Genomic DNA, 25,721 nt, shown 5'->3' on the forward strand with positions numbered 1-25,721 from the left:
AAATCATGACCAAGATCTTGATGATAGAAGATGATTTTATGATTGCAGAGTCGACATTGACTTTATTGAGATACCATCAATTCGACGTAGAGTGGGTCAATAACGGGGTGGATGGATTGGCTTTACTCACCAAGCAATCCTTTGATTTAGTATTATTGGATTTGGGTTTGCCTTTAATGGATGGGATGCAAATCCTCAAACAGATCCGTCAGCGTAGTTCATTGCCTGTTCTAATCATTTCTGCAAGAGATCAGTTGCAGAATCGTGTCGATGGGCTGAATCAGGGGGCAGATGATTATCTTATTAAACCTTATGAGTTTGATGAGTTGTTGGCCCGCATTAATGCTTTACTACGTCGTGGCAGTAATGAAGCAGCCCAGCTTAAGAGCCAATCTCAGTTACTTAAAAGCGGCGAACTCATACTGGATGTAGAGCAACATTTGGCGACCTTTAAAGGGCAACAAATTGAATTGTCAAATAGGGAGTGGGCGATCCTGATCCCGATGGTTTCACATCCAAACAAAATTTTTTCTAAAGCCAATTTAGAAGATAAGCTGTATGATTTTGATAGTGAAGTGACCAGCAATACCATTGAAGTCTATGTGCATCATTTGCGTGCCAAATTAGGTAAAGACTTTATTCGTACCATCCGTGGTTTAGGTTATCGTCTAGGACAATCTTAAATTTATGAAAACAGCAAAGCATTATTCACTTAAGAAAAGGTTGATTTGGGGTACTTCCATTTTTAGTGTGGTGCTCGGCTGTTTTTTAATTTTAGCAGCGTATCGGATTTCATTACACGAAGTTGATGAGATTCTGGATACTCAAATGCAATACATGGCAGAGCGATCAATTTCGCAACCGATTCTGCCTGTTTCAAGTCGGGTTGAATTGCATCGAACATATCATGAAGAAGATTTGTTGATTGATATATGGGCCTATAAAGATCAAAGTCATTTATGGCACCAAACGCAATTATTGATTCCTCCAGTGAAACAAGCTGGTTTTTATACGCAGGACACACCACAGGGCAAATGGCGTGTGTATGTTGTGCCTTTGCAGGACTATCAGGTTCAAGTCAGTCAGCAGGAACAGGTACGTCATGCTTTTGCATGGGAGTTAGCTGGCAGCATGTTTGTTCCTTATATCTTGCTGCTGCCAATTGCTATTTTTGTTCTCGCTTTCATTATTCGCTTGAGTTTAAAGCCTTTAGAAGATTTTAAAACAGAGCTGACCCAACGTGACTCAGATGGATTGGCACCCATAGACAGCCAAAATTATCCGCAAGAGTTGTTGCCGACCATTGAAGAAATGAACCGTCTATTTGAGCGCATTCAGCATGCTCAAACCGAACAAAAACAATTTATTGCCGATGCTGCCCATGAGCTCAGAACACCTGTCACAGCATTAAATTTACAAACCCGGATCTTGATCAGTCAGTTGCCTGAACATGAATCTTTGCAAAATCTCAGTAAAGGACTAGCCCGTATTCAACATTTGGTCACTCAATTGTTAGCGTTGGCAAAGCAGGATGTTGCACTTAGTTTAATTGAACCAAATACTAATTTTCGTTTGAATGATGTGGCATTAAATTGTGTTGAGCAATTGGTGAATTTAGCCATGCAAAAAGAGATTGATTTGGGATTTGAGCGTAATGATCCTATTGAAATGCAAAGTCTTGAATCAACAGTTCATTCGATTATTTTCAATTTGATTGATAATGCAATTAAATATACCCCGAATCAGGGAGTTATTAATATCTCGGTGTACAGTGATGCGGATGATTTTGCCTATATCCAGATCGAAGACAGTGGGACAGGCATTGATCCTGAGCAATATGATAAGGTACTGAAACGCTTTTATCGTGTACATCATCATTTAGAAGTCGGGAGTGGACTTGGTTTATCGATAGTCGATAAGGCAACGCAACGTTTAGGTGGTATTTTGACTTTGTCTCGCAGTATCGAATTAGGAGGGTTGAGTGTATTGGTCAAACTCCCGAAAAAACTAGCCCATCACGACTATAGTCATTAAAGATTAATGTGAGCTGTTTAGTGCTTGGTCTTTTAAATAGCGTAAGAAAAGTACACATTTTTGAATACGTTTGCCATCATTGCCAACTTTACTGACATTAAAATGCAATACCCAATTTAAGCGTTTACCAACTTTACAAATGTCTTTATAGACTTGAGGTTCATCTACGAGTGCCTGATAGAGTAACTTGCTTGCTTGCTCAAGTTGTTCAAATTCAAAGTGGTAAGCGGTTGAAAAGATAAAGAGCAACCAATCACGTACAAAACAGTCATGTAGGCTGAGTACATCTTTGGGATCGGTTTCAAAATCAATAAAAGTAAACTGATTTTGTTCATCGACCAAAATATTACGAGCAAATGCTTCGCTCAAATAACCTTCTTGTTGATGAATATTACGAATAGATTGAATGGCTTGATTAAATAACTCAAACTGTACTTCGGGATGGTCTTTTAAACTGGCAATCTTTTGATCGAGCTGATCTACCTGACTGTGACGTTGAGCGCCGACATCCTCCAATAAAATACCTTTTTTTGATACAGCCAAAACATTGGGTGTTGAGACTCCTAGTGCATTGAGTTGCTGGATTCTGCTAAATTCGCATTCAATTGCAGTTGCTCCACCTTGGTTTGGAACAGGGGTTATTGAGCCTAAGTTAAATATTTTTGCTAACCATTTTAATGGCGTATATAGCCATAGCCCATGACGTTCAGATGCTTTTTTTAACCATACTTTATGGGAATCTAGTTCATAAGATTGAATAGATGATTGCTGCGTTGGTAAAGTGGATTCTAAAAAGGTTTGAAAGTCAGTCATATGGAAGAAAAAATATCCTAAAGTGATCGTGAAGTGCATCATGGATTTTGGTGCTGGGCTCACTTTACCACATCAACTGTTGTTATCGGTACTGCCTTATGATTTGCAGCTTGTTGATGACGTTTATAGGTGATTGCATATATAACAAGATTCACCGCAATACAGAACCATGCCGTCCACAAGTTATGACTAAGAAAATGAGCACCGCGCATCATTTGCGCCCAGCCCATGGCAAAACCAATAACCATTCCAGCAAAAAGATAGAACCATGCACGTCCCTGATGACTTAAACGATAAACAAAATAGCCTGTGACCAAGGCAAACCCTGTACTGGCATGTCCACCTGGAAAGCAGTGTCCTGCCGTTGCTGAAAAATCCCAGATAAAGCCTGTTGCTGTTTCATGGGTCATATACCAAGGACAGGCATGAGCCGAATGTGATTTGAAGAATCCAACCACAGCGGTACACAGGATGCTCACCCAAAACATATAACCGTATTCCCAGCGCTTTGCTTTGAGTTTTTCAACTTTAAATGAGGCACACCATAAAAAGAAAAAGATCAGATACACTGCTATGAGTAGGTTTTTGACATAGCTATGGTTGAGTTTATCTAGAAACCAGTCATCTTTGTAAGGGAATGTCCCTTGTAAACTGACCCAAGGTTGAATCAGATGTAAATCAATTATGCCACCGACTGGAAACACGAAGAATAAGATGAAAAAGCTAAGCATTAAGAGAAAGCTGGTTAGTGCAAAAAAAGGTGTTTTCAGAATCATTGAGCCTATTATTAAAATCAGATGAAAATTTGTGTTATTTAATGTGAACAAGCTTAATAACCTCTTAAATATACCTAAAAAAGTACCAAATGAGGATATTGATAAAATAAAAAACTAGCAAAAATTTTTATATTTTCAAAGCTTGGTTATTCAAACCTGTTAAATATCTGGAACAGGGCATATCACGACGTTTATTCTGTTGTTGTATCATATAAGCAGCCATTGAGACTGCTTACATTGGGGATGTATGAAAAACTTAATGCAGAATTTTATCTAGAAATTGCTGAGCTCGTTCCCCACGTGGTGCACCAAAGAATTCATCTTTGGAGCAGTCTTCAACAATTTTTCCTTGGTCCATGAAGATGACACGATTGGCGACTTGGCGGGCAAAGCCCATTTCATGGGTGACACACATCATGGTCATCCCTTCTTTGGCCAGCCCGACCATCACATCAAGTACTTCATTGATCATTTCAGGGTCAAGTGCAGAGGTCGGCTCATCAAATAGCATCGCAATCGGGTCCATACTGAGGGCACGCGCAATTGCGACCCGTTGTTGCTGACCTCCAGAGAGTTGTGCTGGATATTTATTGGCATGCGCACTCAACCCCACACGATCCAGATAGGCGAGTCCTTTTTTATTGGCTTCCGCTTCTGAGCGTCCAAGCACCTTGATCTGAGCAATGCTCAGGTTTTCGGTAATACTTAAGTGTGGAAACAGTTCAAAGTGCTGAAATACCATACCGACTCGACTCCGCAGTTTGGTCATATCGGTTTTGGGTTCATGCACAGGCACGCCATCGACAAAGATTTTGCCTTGCTGAAATGGCTCAAGCCCATTCACTGTTTTAATCAAGGTGGATTTTCCTGAACCCGATGGGCCACAAACCACCACCACTTCACCTTGGCAAATTTGAGTACTGCATTCAGTCAGTACCTGAAATTGTTCATACCACTTACTGACATTTTGGAGGTCTATCATTACTTTATTGTCACTCATACACTTAACCTCCTTTGTAAACGTTTCACTGCGAATGTCGCGAGAGCGCTGATAGTGAAGTACACCAACCCTGCAAATAAAATATATTGGGTAAGCAGAGACATTAAATCGCCACGAACATAATTTGTTCTGAAAAAATCGAGTAGTCCAATCGCATAGACCATGGTGGAATCCTGAAACAGGATAATGGTTTGTTGCAGTAATAACGGGGTCATTTTCCTGAACGCCTGAGGCAGAATAATTAGTCGCATCGACTGCCCATAGCTCATGCCCAAGGCTTGAGCTGCTGCAGCTTGACCTTTGGGGACGGATTGAATGCCTGCACGTACAATTTCAGAAAAATAAGCCGCTTCAAACAGCATGAAGGCCACGATACTTGAAACCAAAGCAGTATCAATGGTCAGGTATTGGCCTGTGATTGCGGTATAAAAAAATGGCACTGCAAAATAGAACCACATCAATACTAATAGCAGTGGAATGGAACGGAACAGGTCGACATAAGCCTGTGCAATCCAATTCAGAATTTTGATTGAAGACAAACGCATCATTGCTAGTAGCGTACCGATGGCGATACCACCAATAGTGGCAATCACCACCACTTTTAAGGTGATGCTGAATCCATACCAGAGTGCGGGGCCAGACTGCTGTAAGTCATTTAGAAAAGAAGTGAATCCATCCATATTACTTGCCTCCTGAGATTAAACCAGGAATACGCAGGCGTTTTTCCAGAAGGTTCATACTAAAAATGAGGCAGATGTTGATCACGATAAAAATCAGTGTGACATAGGTATAAATTTCGATGGTGTTCTGGGTATATTCACTAATGGTTTTCATCTGTGAAATGAGTTCTGCCACCCCAACTAATGAGGCGACCGAGGTGTTTTTCACGCAGTTGGTCAGTTCAGAACTCAGTGGCGGCAAAATGGTACGAAAAGACTGCGGTAGAATGACATAGCGATACAATTGTGCCGTAGTAAATCCCATAGCATAGCCAGCATTGATTTGCCCTTTGGGTAAAGCCTCAATGCCTGTCCGAACCTGCTCACATACACGTGCTGCAGTGAATAAACCGAGTCCGACACTGGCGGAAATCAGCGCGGTGGTATTGGCGCCCAGATCATTGATCCACCAGCTTTTAATCGGTGCAGGCAGAAAGTTAGGAACGACATAAAACCAAATAAATAATTGAACCAGTAAGGGCACATTTCTAAATAACGTCACATAGGCCGTACCGATTGCTCTGGCGGTTCTATTGGGAAGTGTGCGCATGATGCCAAGAATACTGCCGAGCAGTAGGGCAATGCTCCATGCAACCACAGCAATCACAATGAGCCATCCGAGGCCCGTGACAATCCAGTTCAGGTAGGTGGTATCGCCGATGCCTGTTGATTGCCACAAAACACCCCAGTTCCAGCTATAATTCATAACAACTCCTGAGTAGAGTCGGGACAACATCCTCTGTTTCCCGACCCCACAATACTATTGTTGCGATAAGGGGAGCGAATTACTGATCGCGATCATGTGGGGTGCTGATTAAGGCTTTGAGCTGATCGGTCATGGCAAAGTTCAAATTAATATTTTTTGGTGGAATCGGTTGCTGGAACCATTTTTCATACATCTTGTTGATTTCACCAGACGCATAGGTTGCCTTAATGGCATCATCAACCACCTGTTTAAAGCCAGTATCACCTTTGCGCAGCATACAACCATAAATTTCATGGATGGGTGCTGTGCCGACAATTTCCCATTGATTCGGATCTTTAGCTTTGGATTTTTCTCCTGCCAGCAGGATATCGTCCATCATAAACGCGACAGCACGACCATTTTGTAGCATTAAGAATGATTCAGCATGGTCTTTGGCAGAAATGATTTCGCCAATGCCAAGTTCTTGTTGGTGTTGACGGATATAGCGTTCAGACGTCGTACCCGCAGTGGTGACCAGTTTTTTACCTTTTAAATCGGCAAAGTCTTTAATGCCCGAATTTTTAGCGGTGAGTAGTCGAGAACCCACTTCGAAGAAACCGACAGAGAAATCGACTTGCTGCTGGCGTTCTTTATTGTTGGTGGTGGAGCCACATTCCAGATCTACCGTGCCATTCGAGACCAGTGGAATCCGGTTCTGACTGGTGACCAGATTATAGCGGATTTTCAGATCTGGCATATTCAGCTTCTGCTTTACAGCTTCAACGACTTTTAGTTGCAGATCATGTGCATAACCAACCGGTTGGTTTGGGGTAGAGGCAATATATGAAAAGGGAATTGATGAATCGCGATAACCTAGCACAATCGTGCCAGAACTTTTGATTTTGTTTAATGTTCCTGAAGCCGATGCACTGCCTTCAGTCGCTTTGTCGCCAGCCGTTGGCGCTTTGTTATCGCTACAGGCACTGAGTCCAAATATCAAAGTGCCTGCACAAAGCAGAGAGGTCATGGTGCGTTTATAAATCATGTACAAAACTCCTTTTGTATCGTTATGATCACATGCGTCATTGTTGCGGTTTAACCGTTCATTTTTATGAAAAATAATGTGTTCTTTTTGGTGTATTAAAAAACATTATTTTTCATCTTAATGGAGTTGAATGCACATGCTCAAGCGATATTTTTTACGGTTTTGTTAATCGTAATGTGGATGAGTGGCGTAATTTAAAAGTTGTAAATTACCGTAAAAATTGCAAGAAATATAAAGCATGATATGTGCCATGATTACCATCTGGATTTGAGTGACGGCGGGGAGCGGTCTGGAAGCCCGATTGGGGTGCTGATCTCCATAAACAGCGCAATTGAGTTGAAATTAATTCGATATATTGGAATGCAATTGCGATCTGTTCAATATAAAAAAAGCGACGTTGCCGTCGCTTAAAAGGGTGTTACATTTAGAACATGGACTCTTCAGAGTTGGCTGAAATCTTATGAATGGAAAGATCTGCACCACGATATTCATCTTCTTGCGAAAGACGAATCCCCATTGTGGCTTTTAACAGGCCATAGACAATAAAACCACCAAGCAAGGCAATGATGATACCGAGACCCGTACCAATGATTTGCGAGATGATGGAAACACCACCGAGACCACCGAGCGCCTGTTGTCCAAAGATGCCTGCTGCGATACCACCCAAGGCACCGCATACCCCATGTAATGGCCAGACACCTAACACATCATCAACTTTCAGTTTATTCTGAGTATAGGTAAACAGGTAAACAAACAGTGCACCCGCCGTACCACCAATGATTAACGCACCAATTGGGTGCACAATATCTGAGCCTGCACAGATTGCGACCAAACCTGCCAAAGGACCATTGTGTAAGAAGCCAGGGTCATTTCGGCCCATAAAGTTGGCTGCCAAAGTACCACCGACCATTGCCATCAGTGAGTTAATTGCCACCAGACCAGAGATGGCTTCAACCCGTTGTGCACTCATCACGTTAAAGCCAAACCAGCCCACGATCAGAATCCATGAACCTAAAGCAAGGAATGGAATAGATGAGGGTGGATGGGCGCTGACACGACCATCATTCTTGTAACGACCATGACGGGCACCCAGTAAAATCACCGCAGCGAGGGCAATCCAGCCACCCATGGCATGCACCACAACGGAACCTGCAAAGTCATGGAAACTTGCACCAAAAGAGTTCTCTAACCATTTTTGCAGACCGTAGTTACCATTCCAGATCATGCCTTCAAACAAAGGGTAGATCAGGGCAACCAAGATCAGTGTGGCAATGGCTTGCGCACGCATTTTGGCACGTTCAGCGATACCACCCGAAATAATCGCGGGAATTGCCGCAGCAAAAGTCAGTAAGAAGAAACAGCGCATCAGGTTATAACCATGATCGGCTGCTAAGGTACTGCCTGCATGGAAAAAGTTTTGACCATATGCAATCCAATAGCCTACAAAGAAATAGGCAATCGCTGAAATGGCAAAATCGGTGAGGATTTTACTCAATGCATTGACTTGGTTTTTATGGCGCACGGTGCCCAATTCCAAGAACGCAAAGCCAGCGTGCATTGCCAATACCAGTACTGCCCCGAGCAGTAAGAAAAATAGATCTACGTTTTGCATAGTGGTGCTCAAAAAAAGTGCTAAATTTTATTTTGATGCAAATATTTGATTCGTTTTCTGCACCAAAATGGATTTAGTAAATCTAGAAACTCAAGCTGTATTGCAACAACTTAATTTGATGCAATATCTAAAGCAAAAAACGCACCAATTTAGAAGTTAAATTGTAATTTTGGTGAAAAGTGGTGCAATTTGCTTAAAAATAGCACGGTTTTGGACATTACTGAATAAAGCGAGCCGAGAGAACGCGCATGAAGATCGGTAGATGATTTTTTACTGTAGTAAGCAACAGGGATCACCACTTTTCATCTTCAAGAGTTTCAAGATAAAAAGTGGCGCTGACGGAGCTGTGTAGTTACATGACTGGTGGGCTATACGTGAGGGTACGGCCTAAAATCCACAGTAAGAACAGCACTAAAGGCAGGTGGAATACCAATTGAGTCACAGTAAAACCAATCACGTCTTTGGCTTTGAGTTTTAAAATCCCGAGCATTGGCAGCATAAAGAAGGGATTGATCAGATTTGGTAAGGCTTCGGCTGCATTATAAATCTGCACCGACCAGCCTAAATGCACTTGTAAATCATTGGCTGCTTGCATCACATAAGGCGCTTCAATAATCCATTTACCACCGCCAGAAGGAACAAAGAAACCCAGTACCGCAGAGTAGATGCCCATCACAATTGCAAAGGTTTCTTTCGAGGCAATCGAAACAAAGAATTCAGCAATATAATGCGACAGCGATAAATCCTGACTATTCAGTGCTTGGGTCATAATAAAGGCGATACTGCCGTAGAGCGGGAACTGGATCAGAATCCCCGACACCGCAGGCACTGCCTGACTCACTGCATTGAGGAAGTTTCGCGGGGTACGATGTAGTGCCAGACCAAGCATCAAGAACACAAAGTTATAGGTGTTAAGACTGGAGATGGCGATGATGGGATTGGTTTTGGAAAATTCGATAAACATCCAGATCAAACCTAGTGCCACCACAATAATGGTCAATAAGGGTGAGTTTTCCAACCAGTCTCCTGGTCGGGTTGATTTAACTTCAGTTTTTTCTTCTTCATCAAAACTCAGCTCAAAATCCTGCATGGTTTTGACATTGTCACCCTTTGGTGCAGACCAATAGGCAATCGCAATCGAGACAATCACTAAGATCAGAGTCATTAGCATGGATTGCCATAGGAAGATGGTTTCGGTAAATGGAATCACACCGGTGAGGTTATAGATGGATTCAGGCAAACTGGCTTTATTGGCCTGTAATTGTGCCGCAGACGAACTGATGCCTAGTGCCCAGGTTGCGCCCATACCAATAATGGCAGCGGCGGCGGCAGCACGGTAGTCCATCTGTAGCTCTTTTCGTTTTGCCAACGCAATTACCAACAATGCGGTCAAAATGGTACTGACTGCCCAATTGACCAGAGAAATCAATAAGCTGACCGTGGCGACCAAGACAATGGCACTGCGACCTGAGTGCGGGATACGTGCCATTTTCTGGATCAGTTTTTTTACAGGTGCAGAAACCGAAACCACATAACCGACAATAATCAGCATGGTCATTTGTAAGGTGAAAGGGATTAAACTCCAGAAACCATTCCCGAAGGAGCTTGCGACATCTTGTACCGATGCACCAATGCCGATGGCAGCAAAGGAAACGATAATCACACCGAGCAGAGCAAAAATATAGGAGTCAGGAAACCATTTTTCCGACCAGTTACTAATCCGCAGGGCAAACCGTTCTAACACGGCAGGTTGTTTATTCATCTTGAGCATCCATTTTTAATTTTGTTGTATCTCATCCATTTGTCCTAAATGAATGTGCTGTTCCCGAAAACAGCGAAAAGTGATGCCATTACAGCATCACTTCAACGAGAAAAATAAAAGGGTGTGTAGGGTTAAGCTTTGGCTTCAATCAACAGCTCAACACCTGTAGCAGCTTGAATTTGCTGCTCAGTCACATCAGGCGCTAACTCCACCAGTTTGATGCCTTCAGCAACAACATCCAAAACACCTAAGTCGCTAATAATGCGATGTACGACTTTTTGACCTGTCAGTGGTAAGCTGCACTGTTTGACGATTTTGGCAGTCCCGTCTTTGGCATTGTGTTCCATTAACACCACCACACGCTGTACGCCTGCAACCAAGTCCATCGCACCACCCATGCCTTTGACCTTCTTGCCCGGAATCATCCAGTTGGCCAAGTCACCTTGCTCGGAGACTTCCATGGCACCCAAAATGGCAATGTTGACGTGTCCGCCACGAATCATGGCAAAGGATTCACTGCTTGAGAAAAAGGCTGCACCTGCACGCGCGGTGACGGTTTGTTTGCCTGCATTGATTAAATCAGGGTCAAGTTGCTGTTCTGTAGGAAACTCACCAATGCCGAGCAGACCATTTTCCGATTGCAGCCACACATCCATATCCTCTGGAATGTAGTTGGCAACTAGGGTTGGCAGGCCAATACCCAGATTGACGTAGAAACCATCTTGTAATTCTTGTGCGGCACGTTGTGCCATTTGTTCACGTGTCCATGCCATGATTATGCGTCCTGTGCTTTGAGGGTTTTTTGTTCGATTCGTTTTTCTGGCGTGGCATTCAGCACCACACGATTGACGTAAATCCCTGCTAAATGGATTTCATCTGGATCCAGTTCGCCAATTTCTACAATCTGTTCTACTTCAGCAATGGTGATTTTTCCTGCCATTGCACATTCAGGGTTAAAGTTTTGAGCGGTTTTACGGAACACCAGATTGCCGGCTTTATCCGCTTTATAGGCTTTGACCAAGGCCACATCTGCGGTAAGAGAGGGTTCCAGAATATAGGTACGACCATTAAATTCGCGTTGTTCCTTACCTTCAGCCACCAAGGTACCTGCACCTGTTGCAGTATAAAAAGCAGGAATACCAGCACCGCCCGCGCGTAGTTTTTCCGCTAATGTGCCTTGTGGGGTGAGCTCAACTTCGAGTTCACCATTTAGATATTGGCGTTCAAATTCTTTATTTTCGCCCACATAGGAAGAGATCATTTTTTTAATTTGTCGGGTCTTGAGCAACACACCCAAGCCAAAATCATCAATACCTGCATTATTGGAGATACAAGTCAGGCCTGTGACACCTGTTTCTTTCAGCGCCTGAATCAAGGCCTCAGGAATACCGCATAAGCCAAAACCGCCAACCGCAAAAGTCTGCTGATCTTGCACCACGTCTTGTAGTGCCAGTGCTGCGCTTGAATAGACTTTATTCATTTTTTTACCTGTAAATTCCTTGGTTTCTAATAGTTTTAGCACTCAGGGGTTATTTACAGAAGTTTAAATTTCTAAAGGATTAATGAGGGAAACTCATTAATACAATAAATTTCATCTAATTCACTCAACAGGGCACGATAATAGGGCGAATCTGTTTTGGCGTATCAGCCGAAAGGGCTTAGCCAAAATCATGTTGTAGCAAGATCTCGATAAACTCGGCTGAGATATTGGAAAGCTCAAAGTCCTTCTTATACACAATGCCAATCGCTTGCGGCAGTTTGCCATCTTCAATTTCAATCAGCACATTATGTTCCTTGTCGATGAAATTCTGAAAATGGCGCGGTATCGCACTGACCCCCATATCTAATGCCACAAAGCTGGAGAGGGAACTGATCTGATGACATTCAACTTTTAAATCTAATGTCAGATGGTTTTTAAGACAGTTTTCTTCAATCAAATGCCGAACAATCGAGGGATGTTGCAAGGTCACAAAGGGATTTGCACACAGTTGTTTCCAACTGATCGAATCCGCGCTTGCCAAAGGATGTGTTTTTGGTAAGAGCGCAAGAAAATCTTCCTCAAATAAGGGCTTAAACTCCAATTGATCATTGCGTGGCGGTTCAAAGCAGATCCCTATTTCAAAAATGCCATCCTGCACATTTTCCAGTACTTTTTCATTGGGAATATCATGAATGGAAAAGCTGATATTGGGATGTTTGGCTAAAAAGTTATGAATCACTTGCGGTAAAATCGCATGGGTGACAAAGGGCATCGAAGCAATATTCAATGTTCCGCGATTGAGTTTAAAACGTTGTTTGACGTCTTTTTCCATATCTTCCCAATTGGCCAGTAATTTCTTGGCATAAGGAATCAAGGATTTTCCTTCTTGTGTCAATTCAACCCGACGGGTATTGCGTTTAAACAGTTTGCCACCGAGTTCTTCTTCCAGTGATTTGATACTTAGACTTAAAGCAGATTGACTGAGATGCAATTCAGCAGAGGCATTTGCATAATTCAGGGTACGAGTTAAAGCCAGAAATGCTTTGAGTTGCTTTAAAGTCATGGTGGACGACCTATGCGGAAAGTTTTTGATTTATATGCTGTAATTTATAAAAAAAACAGCACATTGTGACTGGCATTTTTGTTAATTCGCTGATGCGAGCCAAGCTGTTTATTTTTAAAAAATTGGCAAATGATTATTGAGTTATTTTATCTTAACCCGGATCCTGCTTAAGCCGATGATTCCTTAATTTGAATTGTTGGCTTATTTTGATGGGTTAATTGATATGCGCATAGCGAGGCATAAATTCCTCCAAGAAATCCATGAATACTACGTGCTTTACTCGTCACTAAATTGTATTGCCCCTTCAATAAACTGAATAATGTTTCTATCTTATTGCGTTGTCTTAGGTGATATTCATCTGATGCACAGAGTTGAATAGCCTGCATATTCTTTCGATGATAAGTAATTAAATCAATACCTTGATCTTTCAATCTGATTTTTAATTCTTGGCTGATGTAACCTCGATCCCCGTAAAGTTTTGCTTCTATACCAGCAACCAATTGCTCAACCATTTTTATGTCAGCAACATGTCCATTCGATAAAGCAGAACAGGCAATTTCACCAAATTGATTCATCGCAATATGTAATTTACAGCCATAAAACCAGCCCATTGAGCTTCTACCACGTGATGCAATTTGGACTAATGATTTATGACGCTGAATCCGTTGATTTTTACAAACTGGCAGAGTTGTTGAATCAATCCATAAATATTGTGTAGTTTGGTCTTTCATCAGCGCCACATGTAAAGCGTGTAGGGCCAATTGGTGCATATTGATCAGATGAATCATCCTTTGATAGCAAGGCAAGTACTTAAATAAATGGCTTTTATCTTCTTTTAACCAGGTGAAAAAGGCTTTGAAATTATTGAAATGAGAGCATTTGTACCAAATGGCAATAAAGCAGATTTCTGAAATTTTGAGTTGAGCAGTTCTGATTCTTAAGGAACCACAGTTTTGTTTGAGAAACTCCCAATAAGTTGATTCAAATTTAAGAAAAAAATCATCAATTACGCAGAATAATTCGGTACTATTGAACATCAGGACTAGAGTTGTGAGTTTGGTGTGGTAACTCAACTGATGGCTCTAGTCCTCTTATTTTTCAAGTCAATTTCTTATCCGCGATTCGGGTTATCTTAATATCTAAAAATGGATTTTAAAAAGAATAAGCTAAATATACTTTGATTGGATTAATGAGTATTTTTGAATAGTTGATTTGTTTTATTAATCAATTAAATTATTTAGGTGTTATTTTTGTATCTTTATGATTTTTATGATTAATTTAAATATTTTATTTTGGTTTAATGATATTGTTTTTATGATTTTAATGCTATTTTAAAATACGTTTTAGCATGCATCTTTGCTTTAGATTCTGTACTGCAGTTCGCAGTATTTTAATTTTGTTTATGGTTAGGATAACCACCACATAGTATAAAAAAAATAATTTGGTTGACCCTGACATATATTCTTTGGAATGGAGTAAAAGAATATGTGGGACTTATTTGTCATTCTGCTGTCTTTAGGCTTGCTGATGTACACGGCCTATCGCGGTTTTTCCGTGATTTTAATGGCACCGTTATGTGCATTGCTGGCGGTTTTTCTGATTAACCCCGCCAATGTACTGCCGTTTTATTCGGGCGTTTTTATGCCGAAAATGGTTAATTTCATTAAAGACTATTTTCTGGTGTTCTTGCTGGGTGCGATCTTTGGCAAAGTGGTGGAAATGTCAGGTATTGCCGAGTCGATTGCCCGTACCATTGTCAATTTGATTGGTGCAAAGAAAGCCATTTTAACCGTGGTTTTACTGGGAGCGATTCTGACCTATAGCGGTGTTAGCTTATTTGTGGCGGTATTTGCGATTTATCCATTTGCCAATCAGTTGTTTCAACAGGCCAATATTCCAAAACGTTTGATTCCCGGCACCATTGCCTTAGGCGCATTTACATTCACCATGGATGCCTTGCCGGGTACACCACAAATTCAGAACGTGATTCCGACCACCTTCTTTGGTACCAATATCTATGCAGCACCGTTTTTGGGTGTAATTGGCGCAATCTTCGTCTTAAGCATGGGGCTGTTGTATCTAGAGTCACGCCGTAAAGCTGCTGCTCGTGCAGGTAAAGGTTATGCTGGTTTTGCTGCTGAAGATGCAGCCATGCAAACGACTGCTAATGTAGAGCTATCTCAGCAAAACAACGGTTCAGTGCTGCGTCAAGGTATGGCCTTTGTGCCGTTGATTCTGGTTGCGGTGATGAACCGTTATCTATCCACAGCCATCAAAGAATGGTATCCGAATGGCTTTGATTTTAATGCAATTGGTTTAGCCAACTACACTGTTGATGTGGCAAAAACAGGGGCGATTTGGGCTGTCGGTTTAGCCTTGATTGTTGGCATTATTGCCGCAATTTTATTTGATTATCAACGTGTAGTGACCAATTTCAAAGAAGGTGTGAATGCCAGTATCAGTGGTTCATTATTGGCGGTGATGAACACTGCATCGGAGTATGGTTTCGGAGCGATTATTGCGGCATTACCGGGCTTTGCTTTGATTAGCCATGCACTGGGGACGACCTTTACCAATCCTTTGGTGAATGGTGCAGTGACCACGACAGTGCTGGCAGGGATTACAGGTTCCGCATCGGGTGGGATGAGTATTGCTTTGAGCGCGATGGCAGAAACCTACAATGCAGCGATTTTAGCAGCGGGTATTCCCCCTGAAGTGATGCATCGCGTGGTAGCGATGGCATCGGGCGGTATGGACACGCTGCCGCATAATGGCGCGGTGATTACCTTACTTGCGGTCACAGGTTTAACCCATAAGCAATCCTATAAAGATATTTTCGCAGTGACGATTATTAAAACCTTGGCGGTATTTGTGGTGATTGCTGCATTTACATGGTTTGGTATTGTCTAAGGCAAATTTTAATTTCAGCTTGCCCGTTTTGACAGGTGAGCAATCAAAATGATCAAGAACAGGAGTAGCACAGTGACTCAACAACTCGAAGCCAAAGTGGCCTTTATTACTGGTTCTGCGAGCGGTATTGGTTTAGAAATTGCGAAAAAATTTGCGCAGGAAGGTGCCAAAGTGGTGATTTCTGATGTCAATGCTGAGAAATGTCAGCAAGCCGTGGAGCAGTTAAAACAGCAGGGTTTTGAAGCCCTATCAGCGCCTTGTGACGTAACTGATGAACAAGCTTATAAAGCGGCAATTGATTTGACTACACAAACTTTTGGGCGTCTGGATATCCTGATCAATAATGCGGGTTTTCAGCATGTTGCAGCAATTGAAGATTTCGCCACTGATATTTATCAGAAGCTGGTTCAGGTGATGCTGACAGGTTCATTTATCGGGATTAAACATGCATTTCCAATTATGAAAGCACAACAATATGGTCGTATTATCAATATGTCTTCGATCAATGGATTGATTGGCTTTGCTGGTAAGGCGGGGTATAACAGTGCTAAGCATGGCGTGATCGGCTTGACCAAAGTGGCGGCTTTGGAATGTGCGCGTGATGGCATTACTGTGAATGCATTATGTCCGGGTTATGTGGATACGCCGTTGGTACGTGGGCAAATTGCCGACTTGGCCAAAACCCGTAATGTGAGTCTGGAAAGTGCTTTGGAAGATGTGATTTTAGCCATGGTGCCACAGAAGCGTTTACTCAGTGTTGAAGAAATTGCCGACTATGCGATTTTCCTTGCCAGTAGCAAAGGGGCAGGAATCACAGGACAGGCGGTGGTGATGGATGGTGGTTATACTGCGCAGTAATCCGTTTATGTAATTAAATAAGCCACTCAATATAGTGGCTTTATTTTTTATGAAGTTGATTCTATTCGAGTGCCGCTACTTTCGCCGTCTGATTATTGCTACACTTTTTTATTTTTAGGCAGATGCATTATGTCTTTTGATCTCAAAGTCAGTTTAAAGCAAAGGGCTGAACCATCTGCACAGCAGAAAAAGCTGAATCGCCTGATTGATCTAATAGAGCAGCAAAAAATCAGTCTTGCCGCATGGCAGAATGCCCAAGCCGAGATTCAACAACATACACGGCAAAAGCTGATGCCTGTGTATAGTGAACTACATGAAATCTTGTTTCAGCAGTTAGATCAACTTTGGACGCTGTTACAGCAGCATGCGTTTTCCAAAGCGGATATGCAGCAACTGGATGAAAAAATTGCCCAGCTTGCCCAAATGTTAAAGCGTTCCAAGATGTTGAAGGATGAACAGTTAAAGCTGGTCAAGCAGATCGATACTTTTTATCAGCAGCATGCACAGCAATCGGCTAAAAAGAATAAAAAACTACAGTCAGCCAAGTTTGAACAGGATGAAAATTCTGAGCAAAGTGAAGCATTAGAACAAGATGAGTTTGAGCAATATGCGGCTGAACAGCAACAAGCCCGTGAACAAGCTAAACAACTTCGACAGCAACAGAAACGTGAACAAGCAGAGCAGATGGCAGCGCAGTCGCTGAAAACGGTGTATTTAAAAATTGCTGCGATGATTCACCCCGACCGTGAGCAAGACGAGACCAAGAAAGAAGAAAAAACTGAGTTGTTCCAACAGGCGAGTCAGGCCTATGAACAGCAGGATTTGTTTTACTTGCTCAAGCTTCAATTACAGCTTGAACAGAACAAAGGTGTTGGTAGCAAAGAGTTATCGGCTGAGCAGGTGAAGTTTTATAAACTGGCGTTGGATGCGCAAAGTCAGCAACTTGAAAGCCAAATTGACGAAATTTTAGATTCTTTTCAGTTGGCGAAAAAAGTCAAAGCCGAGCATCTGCATATTAGTGATGTGTATAAAGCCATAGATGCTGATTGTGCTGAGTTAAAGCAGCAATTGAAGTGGGAAAAAGAACGTTTAAAGTATATGAAAAAGGTGAGTGGGGTGGAGATGTTGTTGGGGCATGGGGTGTTGTAACCTCTCCCTAACCCTCTCCTAGAAGGAGAGGGAATGTCACGTATCAAATTATAAATTAATTCACAAAGGATGCTCCCTCTCCCCTTGGGAGAGGGCTGGGGTGAGGGAAATTAAAAATAGGAGAAAAAATGAAACTAGACCCACAATTATTAGAATTCGCTAAAGCCATGCGCAGTAATGCGACAGATGCAGAACATCTGATGTGGCAAATACTACGTGCCAAACGATTTATGAATCTAAAATTCCGTAGGCAGCATGTTATTGCACCATATATTGTAGATTTTTACTGTCATGAACTGGGTTTGGTCATTGAGTTAGATGGTAGTCAACATAATACAGATGATGGTCGAGCTTATGATTTTGAGCGAACGAAGTTTTTAGAAGCTTTGGATTTAAAAGTAGTGAGATATTGGAATCATGAGATTTTAAAAAATACTGAGAGAGTGTTGGATGATTTATGGAATGTTTGTTCGCATTTAAAAAGAAAAACACCTCTCCTATGAGGAGAGGGAATACTGCATATTAGGTATAGGGCAATATTTTGTAATTTGAAAGGAATCTAAGAACTTAAAACTTGAATTTATTTTTAATAAAAAGGGCTGAATAATCAGCCCTTTATACATTAAATTAGATCAAACAAGCAACACTTTACAGCGCAGCAATTTGCTCCATACTTTGCTTAATTTTCGCTAACTGATCAGCAAACTCAGCCAATTTCACTTTTTCACCCTCAACAACCGCTGCTGGTGCTTTTGCTACGAAACCTTCATTTGAAAGTTTATTGGCAATTTGATCATGTTGCTTTTGAACCTTATCCAAGTCCTTCTGCAAACGACCCAATTCAGCTTTAGGATCAATCAAGCCTTTCATTGGTACGAATACCGATGCATGGCTAACAACGCTAGAACAAGACAACGGTGGTTCTTGCTCATTGCTTAAGAACTCAATGCTTTCAACTTTCGCCAATGCTTTGAATAAAGCTTCGATACGGATGATTTGCTCACGCTCAGCATCAGAAATGTTCTTGAGTAAAACAGGCAATAAACGCGCATTACCTAAGCCCATTTCACCACGAATATTACGTACCGCACCAATCAAACCTTGTAACCACTGCATATCTGCTTCAGCTTGATCATTGACTTTGGCTTGATCAGGCACAGGATATTGCGCAGTCATAATGGTCGCACCGCCTTTGCCTAACATCGGCGCAAGCGTTTGCCAGATTTCTTCAGTCAAATACGGCATCAACGGATGAGCCAAACGTAAAGACGCTTCCATCACGGCAAGTAATACACGGCGAACTTCAGCTTTACGTTCTTCAGACACATTGGCATCGTTCAGAACGGGTTTGGTTAATTCAACATACCAGTCACAGTATTCATTCCAGATAAAGTCATAGATCGCTTGCGCAGCAAGGTCTAAACGATAGGTAGCGAATGCTTGATGTACCGCAGCTTCTGCTTTTTGCAGACGGCTCATGATCCATTTTTCTGGAAGTTCCCAAAGCTCTGGACGCGCTTCTTGAGCAACGGTTTGGCCTTCAACATTCATCAATACGAAACGGGTTGCGTTCCAGATTTTGTTGGCAAAGTTACGGTAGCCTTCAACACGTTTCATATCGAACTTAATGTCACGACCCGTATTGGCAAGTGCACAGAACGTGAAGCGAACTGCGTCAGTACCATAAGCTTGAATACCTTCTGGGAATTCTTTACGGGTTGATTTTTCAATCTTCGCCGCTTGTTTCGGGTTCATCAAACCCGTCGTACGTTTTTGTACCAAAGTCTCAAGATCAACACCGTCAATCAGGTCTAATGGGTCAAGCACGTTACCCTTAGACTTCGACATTTTTTGGCCTTCGCCATCACGAACCAGACCGTGTACATAAACCGTTTTAAACGGGACTTGTGGCGTACCATCTTCGTTCTTCATGAAGTGCATCGTAAACATGATCATACGAGCAACCCAGAAGAAGATGATGTCAAAACCGGTCACCAATACATCAGTTGGATGGAACGTATTGAGGAAATAGTTTTCCGCATCTTTCTTGGCATCGCCAGTCCAACCTAGAGTTGAGAAGGTCCACAACGCAGAAGAGAACCATGTATCCAGTACGTCTTCATCTTGGTTTAACACAACATCCGCAGGGATGTTGTTTTTAGCGCGGACTTCAGCTTCGTTACGACCGACATAAATGTTGCCTTCAGCATCATACCAAGCTGGGATACGGTGACCCCACCAAAGCTGACGCGAGATACACCAGTCTTGGATGTTGTTCATCCACGCCATGTACATGTTGCTGTACTGCTCAGGAACGAACTTGATACGACCATCTTGAACCGCTTCAATTGCAGGTTGTGCCAATGGTGCAATTTTTACATACCATTGGTCTGTCAATAATGGCTCAACGATCACACCTGAACGGTCACCACGAGGTGGTTTCAGCGTATAAGGTTGGATTTGATCTAACCAGCCTTCAGCTTCAGCTTGTTCAACCAGTTTTTTACGCGCTGCAAAACGCTCTAAACCAATATAGTCCGCAGGAGCAGGGATGGTTTTAGAAATTTGCTCGCCTGCTTTGGCAATGTATTCAAACTCAGCCAATACTTCTGCATTTTTATTGAAGATATTGATGATTGGCAATTCACAACGCTTACCGACTTCATAGTCGTTAAAGTCGTGTGCAGGGGTGATTTTTACACAGCCTGTACCGAATTCTTTATCGACATATTCATCTTTAACGATTGGAACAGCACGACCTGTAATTGGTAGGATAATGTTCTGACCCACAAGGTGTGTATAGCGTTCATCATCCAGTGCCACAGCAACCGCAGTATCACCTAACAAGGTTTCAGGACGAGTCGTAGCGACAACGATATGGTCTTTACCATCATGGGTACGAAGGTTTTTATCTTCAAAGAAATATTTGAAGTGCCACAATGAACCTGCTTCTTCTTTATCTGATTCAACTTCTAAATCTGACAGGGCCGTTTGTAGTTTCGGGTCCCAGTTGACGAGGCGTTTGCCACGGTAGATTAAGCCATCTTCATGCAGTTTAACGAAGACTTCTTTGACTGCATTGGATAAACCTTCATCCATAGTGAAGCGTTCACGCGACCAGTCTACTGAAGAACCTAAACGACGGATCTGACGGGTGATGGTATTGCCTGATTGCTCTTTCCATTCCCAGATTTTTTCGATGAATTTTTCACGACCTAAGTCATGACGGCTGACACCTTGCGCTCCCAATTGACGCTCGACCACCATCTGCGTTGCAATCCCTGCATGGTCAGTCCCGGGTTGCCATAAGGTGTTTTTACCCATCATACGGTTGTAACGGGTCAGTGCATCCATGATGGCATTGTTAAAACCATGCCCCATGTGCAGGCTACCCGTGACGTTCGGTGGCGGAATCATGATACAGAATGATTCACCTTGACCTGAGGGTTTGAAATAACCTTGTTGTTCCCAGATTTGATACCATTTCTTTTCGATCTCGGTTGGATCGTAAGTGGTTGCAATATTTTGAGCAGATTGAGCGTCAGTCATAGTACAGAAGATTAAAATTGAATAAAAAATTAGATCTATTGTAGCAAAAAATCCTCGCTTCTGTAGGCATTTCAGCCTGAGCGGATGTGAATGATAAAAGCCGCTTAAAGAATGACTAATTTGCGGTTTTTTGAACTGTTATAGAAGGGTGTTTAGTACATCTTCATAAAATGGTTTTGATTACCGCTAATTGGCTACTCAATTACCATAACATCTTTATAGACTTCATTTTTTTCTAAAAAAGCCGATGAAAGGCGTTGGATTTTTATACAAATAGGATTAGATTTGTCTAATGCATCACATAACTTAAAAATATTGATGCTTAAAACAACAATATAAAAATGCGAAAAACTAAAAAAGGTGCTGCTCATGACTTATTCAATCCTGTTGAAAATTAATGACGTTACACATGGACAATTTGAAAGCATTCGTCAGCAACTGAATGCAGGCACGCATGAAAGCCAGTCTCGTATCTTGGGTGAAGTGCTGTCAGAAATTGCCTGTGAGATTGTCGAGCAGGTCTTTTCCGTGTTATTGATCCAAAATCGCCAACCGAATCAGTTAACCCAAAAATATACGGCTGAATCTGAGAAAGTAATTCAACAGATTATTGCTGCGGTACGCAAATATATGCCATGGTCGATTGCGTTATTTGGCAATGAGCGTCTCTGTCCATTTGCCAATTATTTTTCCAATATGATCAAGTATCACGATGAGCTGGTCTATGTGTCTTATCCGATTGATCGGCAATTGGTTCAGCAAGCACATACGCTCGTTACGCAACTGAAAAATAATGAAATCAGTGAGATGGTTGATGTGTTCCAAACCTTGATTCAAATTGTCGATTTAGGCGTGACCAGCTTGATTCGTGAACCGAAAAAATGTCTGAATTTTAATACTGTAGTGGATAAAACTTTAAATGGAGTGATTAATATGACGGCACATTTAAGTTATAAGCGTTTAGAGAAAATGGGCAATCAGGTGGATAGTGATGCGGCAACAGATTGCGTCAAGCATTTTTTAGCATTTATGCATGTCGATACAGAATAGAGTGTGCTAAATTCGGCAAGTACAATGCAAAAAATGATAGAAAAGTTGATCTGATAAAAGGGCTTGTATCACAAGCTCTTTTTTATGTGATCTAAAAATTAGGGTTATTAGAATGAAGACCGCCGTTTTTTTAAATATTCATGCGGATACTTATGCAAGATTTGCACATATTCGGACGCAGTTATTACAAGGAAATAAAGAGAGTCAGGCTAATGCTTTAGGTAATGTTTTATCTGAAATGGCTTGTGAAGTGATTGAACAGGTTTTTATAGTGCTATTACAAGAAAACCAGCAGCATTCACAAACGGGTGAATCTGAAAAAGTCATACAACAAATTTTAGAGGCCATTCGCAAGTATATGCCATGGTCAATCTCGTTCTTTGGCAATGACCGCTTAATTCCTTTGGTCGAATATCTTTCTAAAACCTTATATCTTGAAGATGAACGTATTTATATGACTTATCCTGTTAAGCAGCAATTGGCTGAGCAGATCCAAGCATCCAGCCAGAAACTTATACAGGGTGATCATGCTGAAATTTTAAAAGCATTGAAATTATTAACCGAAGTGATTGATGTTGGGGTAACTCATTTAATCCGCGAACCGAAGAAATGTTTGAAGTTCAATTTTGTGGTCGATAAAACCTTAAATGGAGTGATTAATATGACCACTCATCTTGGTTATAAGCGTCTGGAAAAATTAGGTTCGCAAATTGATCAGCAGTTGGCTGCAACATATGTGGATTACTTTCTTAAGTTTATGCGTCAGCAAGCATAGGTAGAATATCAAAATGGCAAAACTCAAAACGCTTGAAAATAAAGTGGTCTGGATTACAGGCGCTTCTTCCGGTTTAGGCAAAGCCTTGGCACGGGAATGTGCCTTGCAAGGCGCACAAGTAGTCCTGACTTCACGTCGTTATGATGAACTGGAAGCGGTACGAGTGGGTTTACTTAAACCTGAACAACACCTTTCGATTGCAGCAGACATTACTGATGAAGCTCAAGTCCGCCATGCCCATGAACAGGTTTTGGCCTGTAAGGGACGGATTGATTGGTTAATCAATAATGCGGGTTTGAGTCAACGGGCCCTGATTCAAGACACCACCATGCATACTGAACGTGCCATTATGGAAGTAGATTATTTTTCCCAAGTCTTCTTTACCAAAACCGTATTACCCACTTTTCTGCAACAAAAATCAGGTCGGGTGGTGTTTGTTTCCAGTGTGGCAGGCTTGTTGGGTACGCAATATCGTGCCACGTATTCTGCTGCTAAGGCGGCGATTCATATGTGGGCCAACAGTTTGCGTGCTGAAGTAGCGAATGATGGGGTTGAAGTCTCGGTGGTCTTTCCTGGTTTTGTTAAAACCAATGTCTCTTTTAATGCGCTGAATGGTGAAGGAAAACCGCAAGGGTATCAGGATGAAGCCATTGAAAATGGTCTCGATGCCGATGTTTTTGCTGAACGGGTGGTGGAATCCTTAATGGCAGGCGAGCAATATATTGTCGTCGGTGGGAAAAAAGAGCAATTGGGTGTGTTGGTCTCTCGATTGTCACCCAACTTGTTGTATAAGATGATTCGCAAAATGAAAGTGAAATAAGTGTGAACAATCGCAAGAAAGCCGTTTTTAATTGGAGCGGTGGCAAAGACTCATCCCTCGCATTGTATAAAGTCTTACAGCAGGACGAGTTCGAGGTGATTGCCTTATTAACCACGGTCAATGAAGAAACAGAGTTGTCGTCCATGCATGCCATTCCACATGCACTGTTGGAAAAGCAGGCCGAGAGTATTGGTATTCCACTCTATCCTGTATTTTTGCCAAAGAATCTGCCTGTCTATGAACAACGGATGCTGGATGCTGCCCATCATTTTAAAGCCCAAGGTGTTGAACATTTCATCTTTGGTGATATCTATCTCAGTGATGTGCGTCAATATCGGGAAGAGCGTTTACATCCATTAGGCATTGAAGTGGTTGAACCCATTTGGAATCTCAACTCTAACCAAGTCATGCAGAATTTCTTGGATTCAGGGATTAAAACCAAAATTATCGTGACCGATGCCAGCAAGCTCGATGCGTCGTTTATTGGGCAAGATATCGATGCAGCGCTAATTGGGCGGATGCCGAGCGACGTCGATGTCTGTGGTGAAAATGGCGAATACCATACCTTTGCTTATGCAGGTGGGTTATTCAAGTTTCCTGTGGAATTTGAAATTGCTGAAACGCGGCAGATGTCATATGAGTTTAAGCTGGAGGATGGGGAGGAGAAAACCTATCATTATTGGCAAGCGATCTTTGCCGAATCCTAAGCAAAAATCCTGTGTCATACACAGGATTTTTTTAATGTGTGTTGATGATTGCTGTTCCATAGGCAAACACTTCAACCATCCCACCTTGCATCCCCAATTCAGTGGTACTGAGTCGAACGCCCATAATCTGATTGGCACCCATGGCATCTGCTTCTTGCTTAAGACGAATCACAGCTTCACGGCGTGCACGTTCCACCACACTTTCATAGCTGACTAAACGCCCGCCGAAAAAGTTTCGAATGGTGGCCAATACATATTTAAAATAGTCATGTGAGATCACTACATTACTGCTGATCATTTGCCCACGCGCTGTGGTTTGCACAAAACGATTGGTATCAATTCGAATATGTGCAAATTGTTTTTCTTTCTGCTCCAGTTCGCGCAAGTGTTTTTGTTCGATATGACGACCAAAGCCCCAGCCAACTGCGAAGAGAATCAAAAACAGAACAATCTGAAAAATTAATCCTTCCATGTCGTTGCCTATGCAGCAAATGGATCAGGCAATTTAGGGGCAACTGGTTGCACTACCACAGCGGTACCGTAGACAAACAGTTCAGAGGCGCCTTGGGCAATATTTGAAGTTGAAAAGCGAATCCCGACAATGGCATTCGCGCCCAATGCTTGAGCCTTGTCAATCATACGTTGTGTGGCTTCCTGACGTGATTCCTCCAGTAGTTCGGTATAACCTGTCAATTCACCACCCACGATATTTTTTAAACCAGCCATCAGATCACGGCCGACATGTTTACTGCGCACGGTGCTGCCATAAACCACATCAAGCTGACGTAAAATTTCGTGACCCGGTACAGACTCTAAACTGCTTAGTAACATTGTATTTTCAAAAATCATTAATCTATTTACTTTGAAGATAAGAAATATTCGCAATTGTTGCAATAAAAAGCTCACCGAAGTGA

The 25,721-nt window shown here is 42.0% G+C and carries 25 protein-coding genes; 10 read left to right on the forward strand and 15 right to left on the reverse strand.

The features are described from left to right. The first annotated feature begins 5 nt into the window (after positions 1-5). Together NQU59_RS07390 and NQU59_RS07395 are read left to right on the forward strand one after the other, a co-directional pair. A complete protein-coding gene (locus NQU59_RS07390; protein WP_005243900.1) occupies positions 6-683 on the forward strand; it encodes a DNA-binding response regulator PmrA in 678 nt (225 codons plus the stop codon). Positions 684-687: 4 nt separating this feature from the next. Continuing rightward, the gene (locus NQU59_RS07395) at positions 688-2,034 is read left to right on the forward strand and encodes an ATP-binding protein (protein ID WP_005243898.1); all 1,347 of its coding nucleotides are present in this window, start codon (positions 688-690) and stop codon (positions 2,032-2,034) included. Between the two features lie 3 nt (positions 2,035-2,037). On the opposite strand, the gene NQU59_RS07400 is transcribed toward NQU59_RS07395, so the two are convergent. The 12 genes from NQU59_RS07400 to NQU59_RS07455 all read right to left on the reverse strand — a co-directional run bounded on the left by NQU59_RS07400 (position 2,038) and on the right by NQU59_RS07455 (position 14,026). Continuing rightward, on the reverse strand, positions 2,038-2,847 hold the full coding sequence (locus tag NQU59_RS07400) for a hypothetical protein (protein ID WP_005243890.1): 810 nt from the start codon (positions 2,845-2,847) through the stop codon (positions 2,038-2,040). 59 nt (positions 2,848-2,906) lie between these two features. Next, complete coding sequence (locus tag NQU59_RS07405) at positions 2,907-3,623, reverse strand: phosphatase PAP2 family protein (RefSeq protein ID WP_257065545.1); 717 nt, start codon at positions 3,621-3,623, stop codon at positions 2,907-2,909. Positions 3,624-3,879: 256 nt separating this feature from the next. Next, the gene (locus NQU59_RS07410) at positions 3,880-4,623 is read right to left on the reverse strand and encodes an amino acid ABC transporter ATP-binding protein (RefSeq protein WP_005243886.1); all 744 of its coding nucleotides are present in this window, start codon (positions 4,621-4,623) and stop codon (positions 3,880-3,882) included. Further along, entirely contained in the window at positions 4,620-5,303 is a 684-nt protein-coding gene (locus tag NQU59_RS07415) for an ABC transporter permease subunit (RefSeq protein WP_005243884.1), read from the reverse strand. Before NQU59_RS07415 ends, NQU59_RS07410 begins: the two co-directional genes overlap by 4 nt. Before the next feature lies 1 nt (position 5,304). Further along, positions 5,305-6,048, reverse strand: coding sequence for an amino acid ABC transporter permease (locus NQU59_RS07420; RefSeq protein WP_257065548.1), 744 nt, complete (start codon positions 6,046-6,048; stop codon positions 5,305-5,307). Between the two features lie 79 nt (positions 6,049-6,127). Beyond that, positions 6,128-7,072 carry a transporter substrate-binding domain-containing protein gene (locus tag NQU59_RS07425; RefSeq protein WP_257065550.1) on the reverse strand — a complete coding sequence of 315 codons (945 nt, stop codon included), beginning with the start codon at positions 7,070-7,072 and terminating at the stop codon, positions 6,128-6,130. 424 nt (positions 7,073-7,496) lie between these two features. Further along, a complete protein-coding gene (locus NQU59_RS07430; protein ID WP_016541382.1) occupies positions 7,497-8,684 on the reverse strand; it encodes an ammonium transporter in 1,188 nt (395 codons plus the stop codon). A 352-nt stretch (positions 8,685-9,036) separates the two neighbouring features. Next, on the reverse strand, positions 9,037-10,446 hold the full coding sequence (locus NQU59_RS07435; RefSeq protein WP_005243877.1) for a short-chain fatty acid transporter: 1,410 nt from the start codon (positions 10,444-10,446) through the stop codon (positions 9,037-9,039). 131 nt (positions 10,447-10,577) lie between these two features. Then, entirely contained in the window at positions 10,578-11,219 is a 642-nt protein-coding gene (locus tag NQU59_RS07440) for a CoA transferase subunit B (protein ID WP_005243875.1), read from the reverse strand. A 2-nt stretch (positions 11,220-11,221) separates the two neighbouring features. Beyond that, positions 11,222-11,926, reverse strand: a complete 705-nt coding sequence (locus NQU59_RS07445; protein WP_005243873.1) for a CoA transferase subunit A — start codon at positions 11,924-11,926, stop codon at positions 11,222-11,224. A gap of 178 nt (positions 11,927-12,104) precedes the next feature. Next, complete coding sequence (locus NQU59_RS07450) at positions 12,105-12,989, reverse strand: LysR family transcriptional regulator (protein ID WP_005243871.1); 885 nt, start codon at positions 12,987-12,989, stop codon at positions 12,105-12,107. 167 nt (positions 12,990-13,156) lie between these two features. After that, positions 13,157-14,026, reverse strand: coding sequence for an IS982 family transposase (locus tag NQU59_RS07455; RefSeq protein WP_161419859.1), 870 nt, complete (start codon positions 14,024-14,026; stop codon positions 13,157-13,159). 448 nt (positions 14,027-14,474) lie between these two features. On the opposite strand from NQU59_RS07455, the gene NQU59_RS07460 reads away from it, so the two are divergent. The 4 genes from NQU59_RS07460 (at position 14,475) to NQU59_RS07475 (ending at position 18,409) form a co-directional block, all read left to right on the forward strand. Further along, entirely contained in the window at positions 14,475-15,899 is a 1,425-nt protein-coding gene (locus NQU59_RS07460; protein ID WP_257065565.1) for a GntP family permease, read from the forward strand. A gap of 48 nt (positions 15,900-15,947) precedes the next feature. Then, positions 15,948-16,757, forward strand: a complete 810-nt coding sequence (locus NQU59_RS07465; protein ID WP_373462985.1) for a 3-hydroxybutyrate dehydrogenase — start codon at positions 15,948-15,950, stop codon at positions 16,755-16,757. A 129-nt stretch (positions 16,758-16,886) separates the two neighbouring features. Further along, the gene (locus NQU59_RS07470) at positions 16,887-17,906 is read left to right on the forward strand and encodes a molecular chaperone DnaJ (RefSeq protein ID WP_257065568.1); all 1,020 of its coding nucleotides are present in this window, start codon (positions 16,887-16,889) and stop codon (positions 17,904-17,906) included. A 128-nt stretch (positions 17,907-18,034) separates the two neighbouring features. Continuing rightward, positions 18,035-18,409: an endonuclease domain-containing protein gene (locus NQU59_RS07475; RefSeq protein WP_257065570.1), complete on the forward strand. Its 375-nt coding sequence runs from the start codon at positions 18,035-18,037 to the stop codon at positions 18,407-18,409. A 145-nt stretch (positions 18,410-18,554) separates the two neighbouring features. On the opposite strand, the gene NQU59_RS07480 is transcribed toward NQU59_RS07475, so the two are convergent. Further along, positions 18,555-21,455 (reverse strand): valine--tRNA ligase, encoded by a 2,901-nt coding sequence (locus NQU59_RS07480; protein ID WP_005243862.1) that lies wholly within the window; start codon positions 21,453-21,455, stop codon positions 18,555-18,557. A gap of 369 nt (positions 21,456-21,824) precedes the next feature. Between NQU59_RS07480 and NQU59_RS07485 the strand changes: the two genes are divergently transcribed. The 4 genes from NQU59_RS07485 to NQU59_RS07500 all read left to right on the forward strand — a co-directional run bounded on the left by NQU59_RS07485 (position 21,825) and on the right by NQU59_RS07500 (position 24,807). After that, a complete protein-coding gene (locus NQU59_RS07485; RefSeq protein ID WP_005243860.1) occupies positions 21,825-22,505 on the forward strand; it encodes a hypothetical protein in 681 nt (226 codons plus the stop codon). 112 nt (positions 22,506-22,617) lie between these two features. After that, on the forward strand, positions 22,618-23,280 hold the full coding sequence (locus NQU59_RS07490; RefSeq protein ID WP_257065590.1) for a hypothetical protein: 663 nt from the start codon (positions 22,618-22,620) through the stop codon (positions 23,278-23,280). A gap of 13 nt (positions 23,281-23,293) precedes the next feature. Continuing rightward, a complete protein-coding gene (locus NQU59_RS07495) occupies positions 23,294-24,100 on the forward strand; it encodes an SDR family NAD(P)-dependent oxidoreductase (protein ID WP_257065592.1) in 807 nt (268 codons plus the stop codon). Further along, positions 24,097-24,807 (forward strand): adenine nucleotide alpha hydrolase, encoded by a 711-nt coding sequence (locus tag NQU59_RS07500; RefSeq protein WP_257066214.1) that lies wholly within the window; start codon positions 24,097-24,099, stop codon positions 24,805-24,807. The genes NQU59_RS07495 and NQU59_RS07500 overlap by 4 nt, the downstream gene beginning before the upstream one ends. Positions 24,808-24,838: 31 nt before the next feature. On the opposite strand, the gene NQU59_RS07505 is transcribed toward NQU59_RS07500, so the two are convergent. Together NQU59_RS07505 and NQU59_RS07510 are read right to left on the reverse strand one after the other, a co-directional pair. Then, positions 24,839-25,279 carry a YbjQ family protein gene (locus NQU59_RS07505; protein ID WP_257065594.1) on the reverse strand — a complete coding sequence of 147 codons (441 nt, stop codon included), beginning with the start codon at positions 25,277-25,279 and terminating at the stop codon, positions 24,839-24,841. An 8-nt stretch (positions 25,280-25,287) separates the two neighbouring features. After that, on the reverse strand, positions 25,288-25,638 hold the full coding sequence (locus NQU59_RS07510) for a YbjQ family protein (RefSeq protein WP_005243851.1): 351 nt from the start codon (positions 25,636-25,638) through the stop codon (positions 25,288-25,290). Between the last annotated feature and the right edge of the window lie 83 nt (positions 25,639-25,721).

The organism is Acinetobacter colistiniresistens (assembly GCF_024582815.1).
Lineage (GTDB): Bacteria > Pseudomonadota > Gammaproteobacteria > Pseudomonadales > Moraxellaceae > Acinetobacter.

Coding starts and splice junctions, on each gene's coding strand:
- NQU59_RS07390 (WP_005243900.1), top strand. CDS start 6: ATGACCAAGATCTTGATGATAGAAGATGATTTTATGATTGCAGAGTCG.
- NQU59_RS07395 (WP_005243898.1), top strand. CDS start 688: ATGAAAACAGCAAAGCATTATTCACTTAAGAAAAGGTTGATTTGGGGT.
- NQU59_RS07400 (WP_005243890.1), bottom strand. CDS start 2,847: ATGACTGACTTTCAAACCTTTTTAGAATCCACTTTACCAACGCAGCAA.
- NQU59_RS07405 (WP_257065545.1), bottom strand. CDS start 3,623: ATGATTCTGAAAACACCTTTTTTTGCACTAACCAGCTTTCTCTTAATG.
- NQU59_RS07410 (WP_005243886.1), bottom strand. CDS start 4,623: ATGAGTGACAATAAAGTAATGATAGACCTCCAAAATGTCAGTAAGTGG.
- NQU59_RS07415 (WP_005243884.1), bottom strand. CDS start 5,303: ATGGATGGATTCACTTCTTTTCTAAATGACTTACAGCAGTCTGGCCCC.
- NQU59_RS07420 (WP_257065548.1), bottom strand. CDS start 6,048: ATGAATTATAGCTGGAACTGGGGTGTTTTGTGGCAATCAACAGGCATC.
- NQU59_RS07425 (WP_257065550.1), bottom strand. CDS start 7,072: ATGATTTATAAACGCACCATGACCTCTCTGCTTTGTGCAGGCACTTTG.
- NQU59_RS07430 (WP_016541382.1), bottom strand. CDS start 8,684: ATGCAAAACGTAGATCTATTTTTCTTACTGCTCGGGGCAGTACTGGTA.
- NQU59_RS07435 (WP_005243877.1), bottom strand. CDS start 10,446: ATGAATAAACAACCTGCCGTGTTAGAACGGTTTGCCCTGCGGATTAGT.
- NQU59_RS07440 (WP_005243875.1), bottom strand. CDS start 11,219: ATGGCATGGACACGTGAACAAATGGCACAACGTGCCGCACAAGAATTA.
- NQU59_RS07445 (WP_005243873.1), bottom strand. CDS start 11,926: ATGAATAAAGTCTATTCAAGCGCAGCACTGGCACTACAAGACGTGGTG.
- NQU59_RS07450 (WP_005243871.1), bottom strand. CDS start 12,989: ATGACTTTAAAGCAACTCAAAGCATTTCTGGCTTTAACTCGTACCCTG.
- NQU59_RS07455 (WP_161419859.1), bottom strand. CDS start 14,026: ATGTTCAATAGTACCGAATTATTCTGCGTAATTGATGATTTTTTTCTT.
- NQU59_RS07460 (WP_257065565.1), top strand. CDS start 14,475: ATGTGGGACTTATTTGTCATTCTGCTGTCTTTAGGCTTGCTGATGTAC.
- NQU59_RS07465 (WP_373462985.1), top strand. CDS start 15,948: ATGATCAAGAACAGGAGTAGCACAGTGACTCAACAACTCGAAGCCAAA.
- NQU59_RS07470 (WP_257065568.1), top strand. CDS start 16,887: ATGTCTTTTGATCTCAAAGTCAGTTTAAAGCAAAGGGCTGAACCATCT.
- NQU59_RS07475 (WP_257065570.1), top strand. CDS start 18,035: ATGAAACTAGACCCACAATTATTAGAATTCGCTAAAGCCATGCGCAGT.
- NQU59_RS07480 (WP_005243862.1), bottom strand. CDS start 21,455: ATGACTGACGCTCAATCTGCTCAAAATATTGCAACCACTTACGATCCA.
- NQU59_RS07485 (WP_005243860.1), top strand. CDS start 21,825: ATGACTTATTCAATCCTGTTGAAAATTAATGACGTTACACATGGACAA.
- NQU59_RS07490 (WP_257065590.1), top strand. CDS start 22,618: ATGAAGACCGCCGTTTTTTTAAATATTCATGCGGATACTTATGCAAGA.
- NQU59_RS07495 (WP_257065592.1), top strand. CDS start 23,294: ATGGCAAAACTCAAAACGCTTGAAAATAAAGTGGTCTGGATTACAGGC.
- NQU59_RS07505 (WP_257065594.1), bottom strand. CDS start 25,279: ATGGAAGGATTAATTTTTCAGATTGTTCTGTTTTTGATTCTCTTCGCA.
- NQU59_RS07510 (WP_005243851.1), bottom strand. CDS start 25,638: ATGTTACTAAGCAGTTTAGAGTCTGTACCGGGTCACGAAATTTTACGT.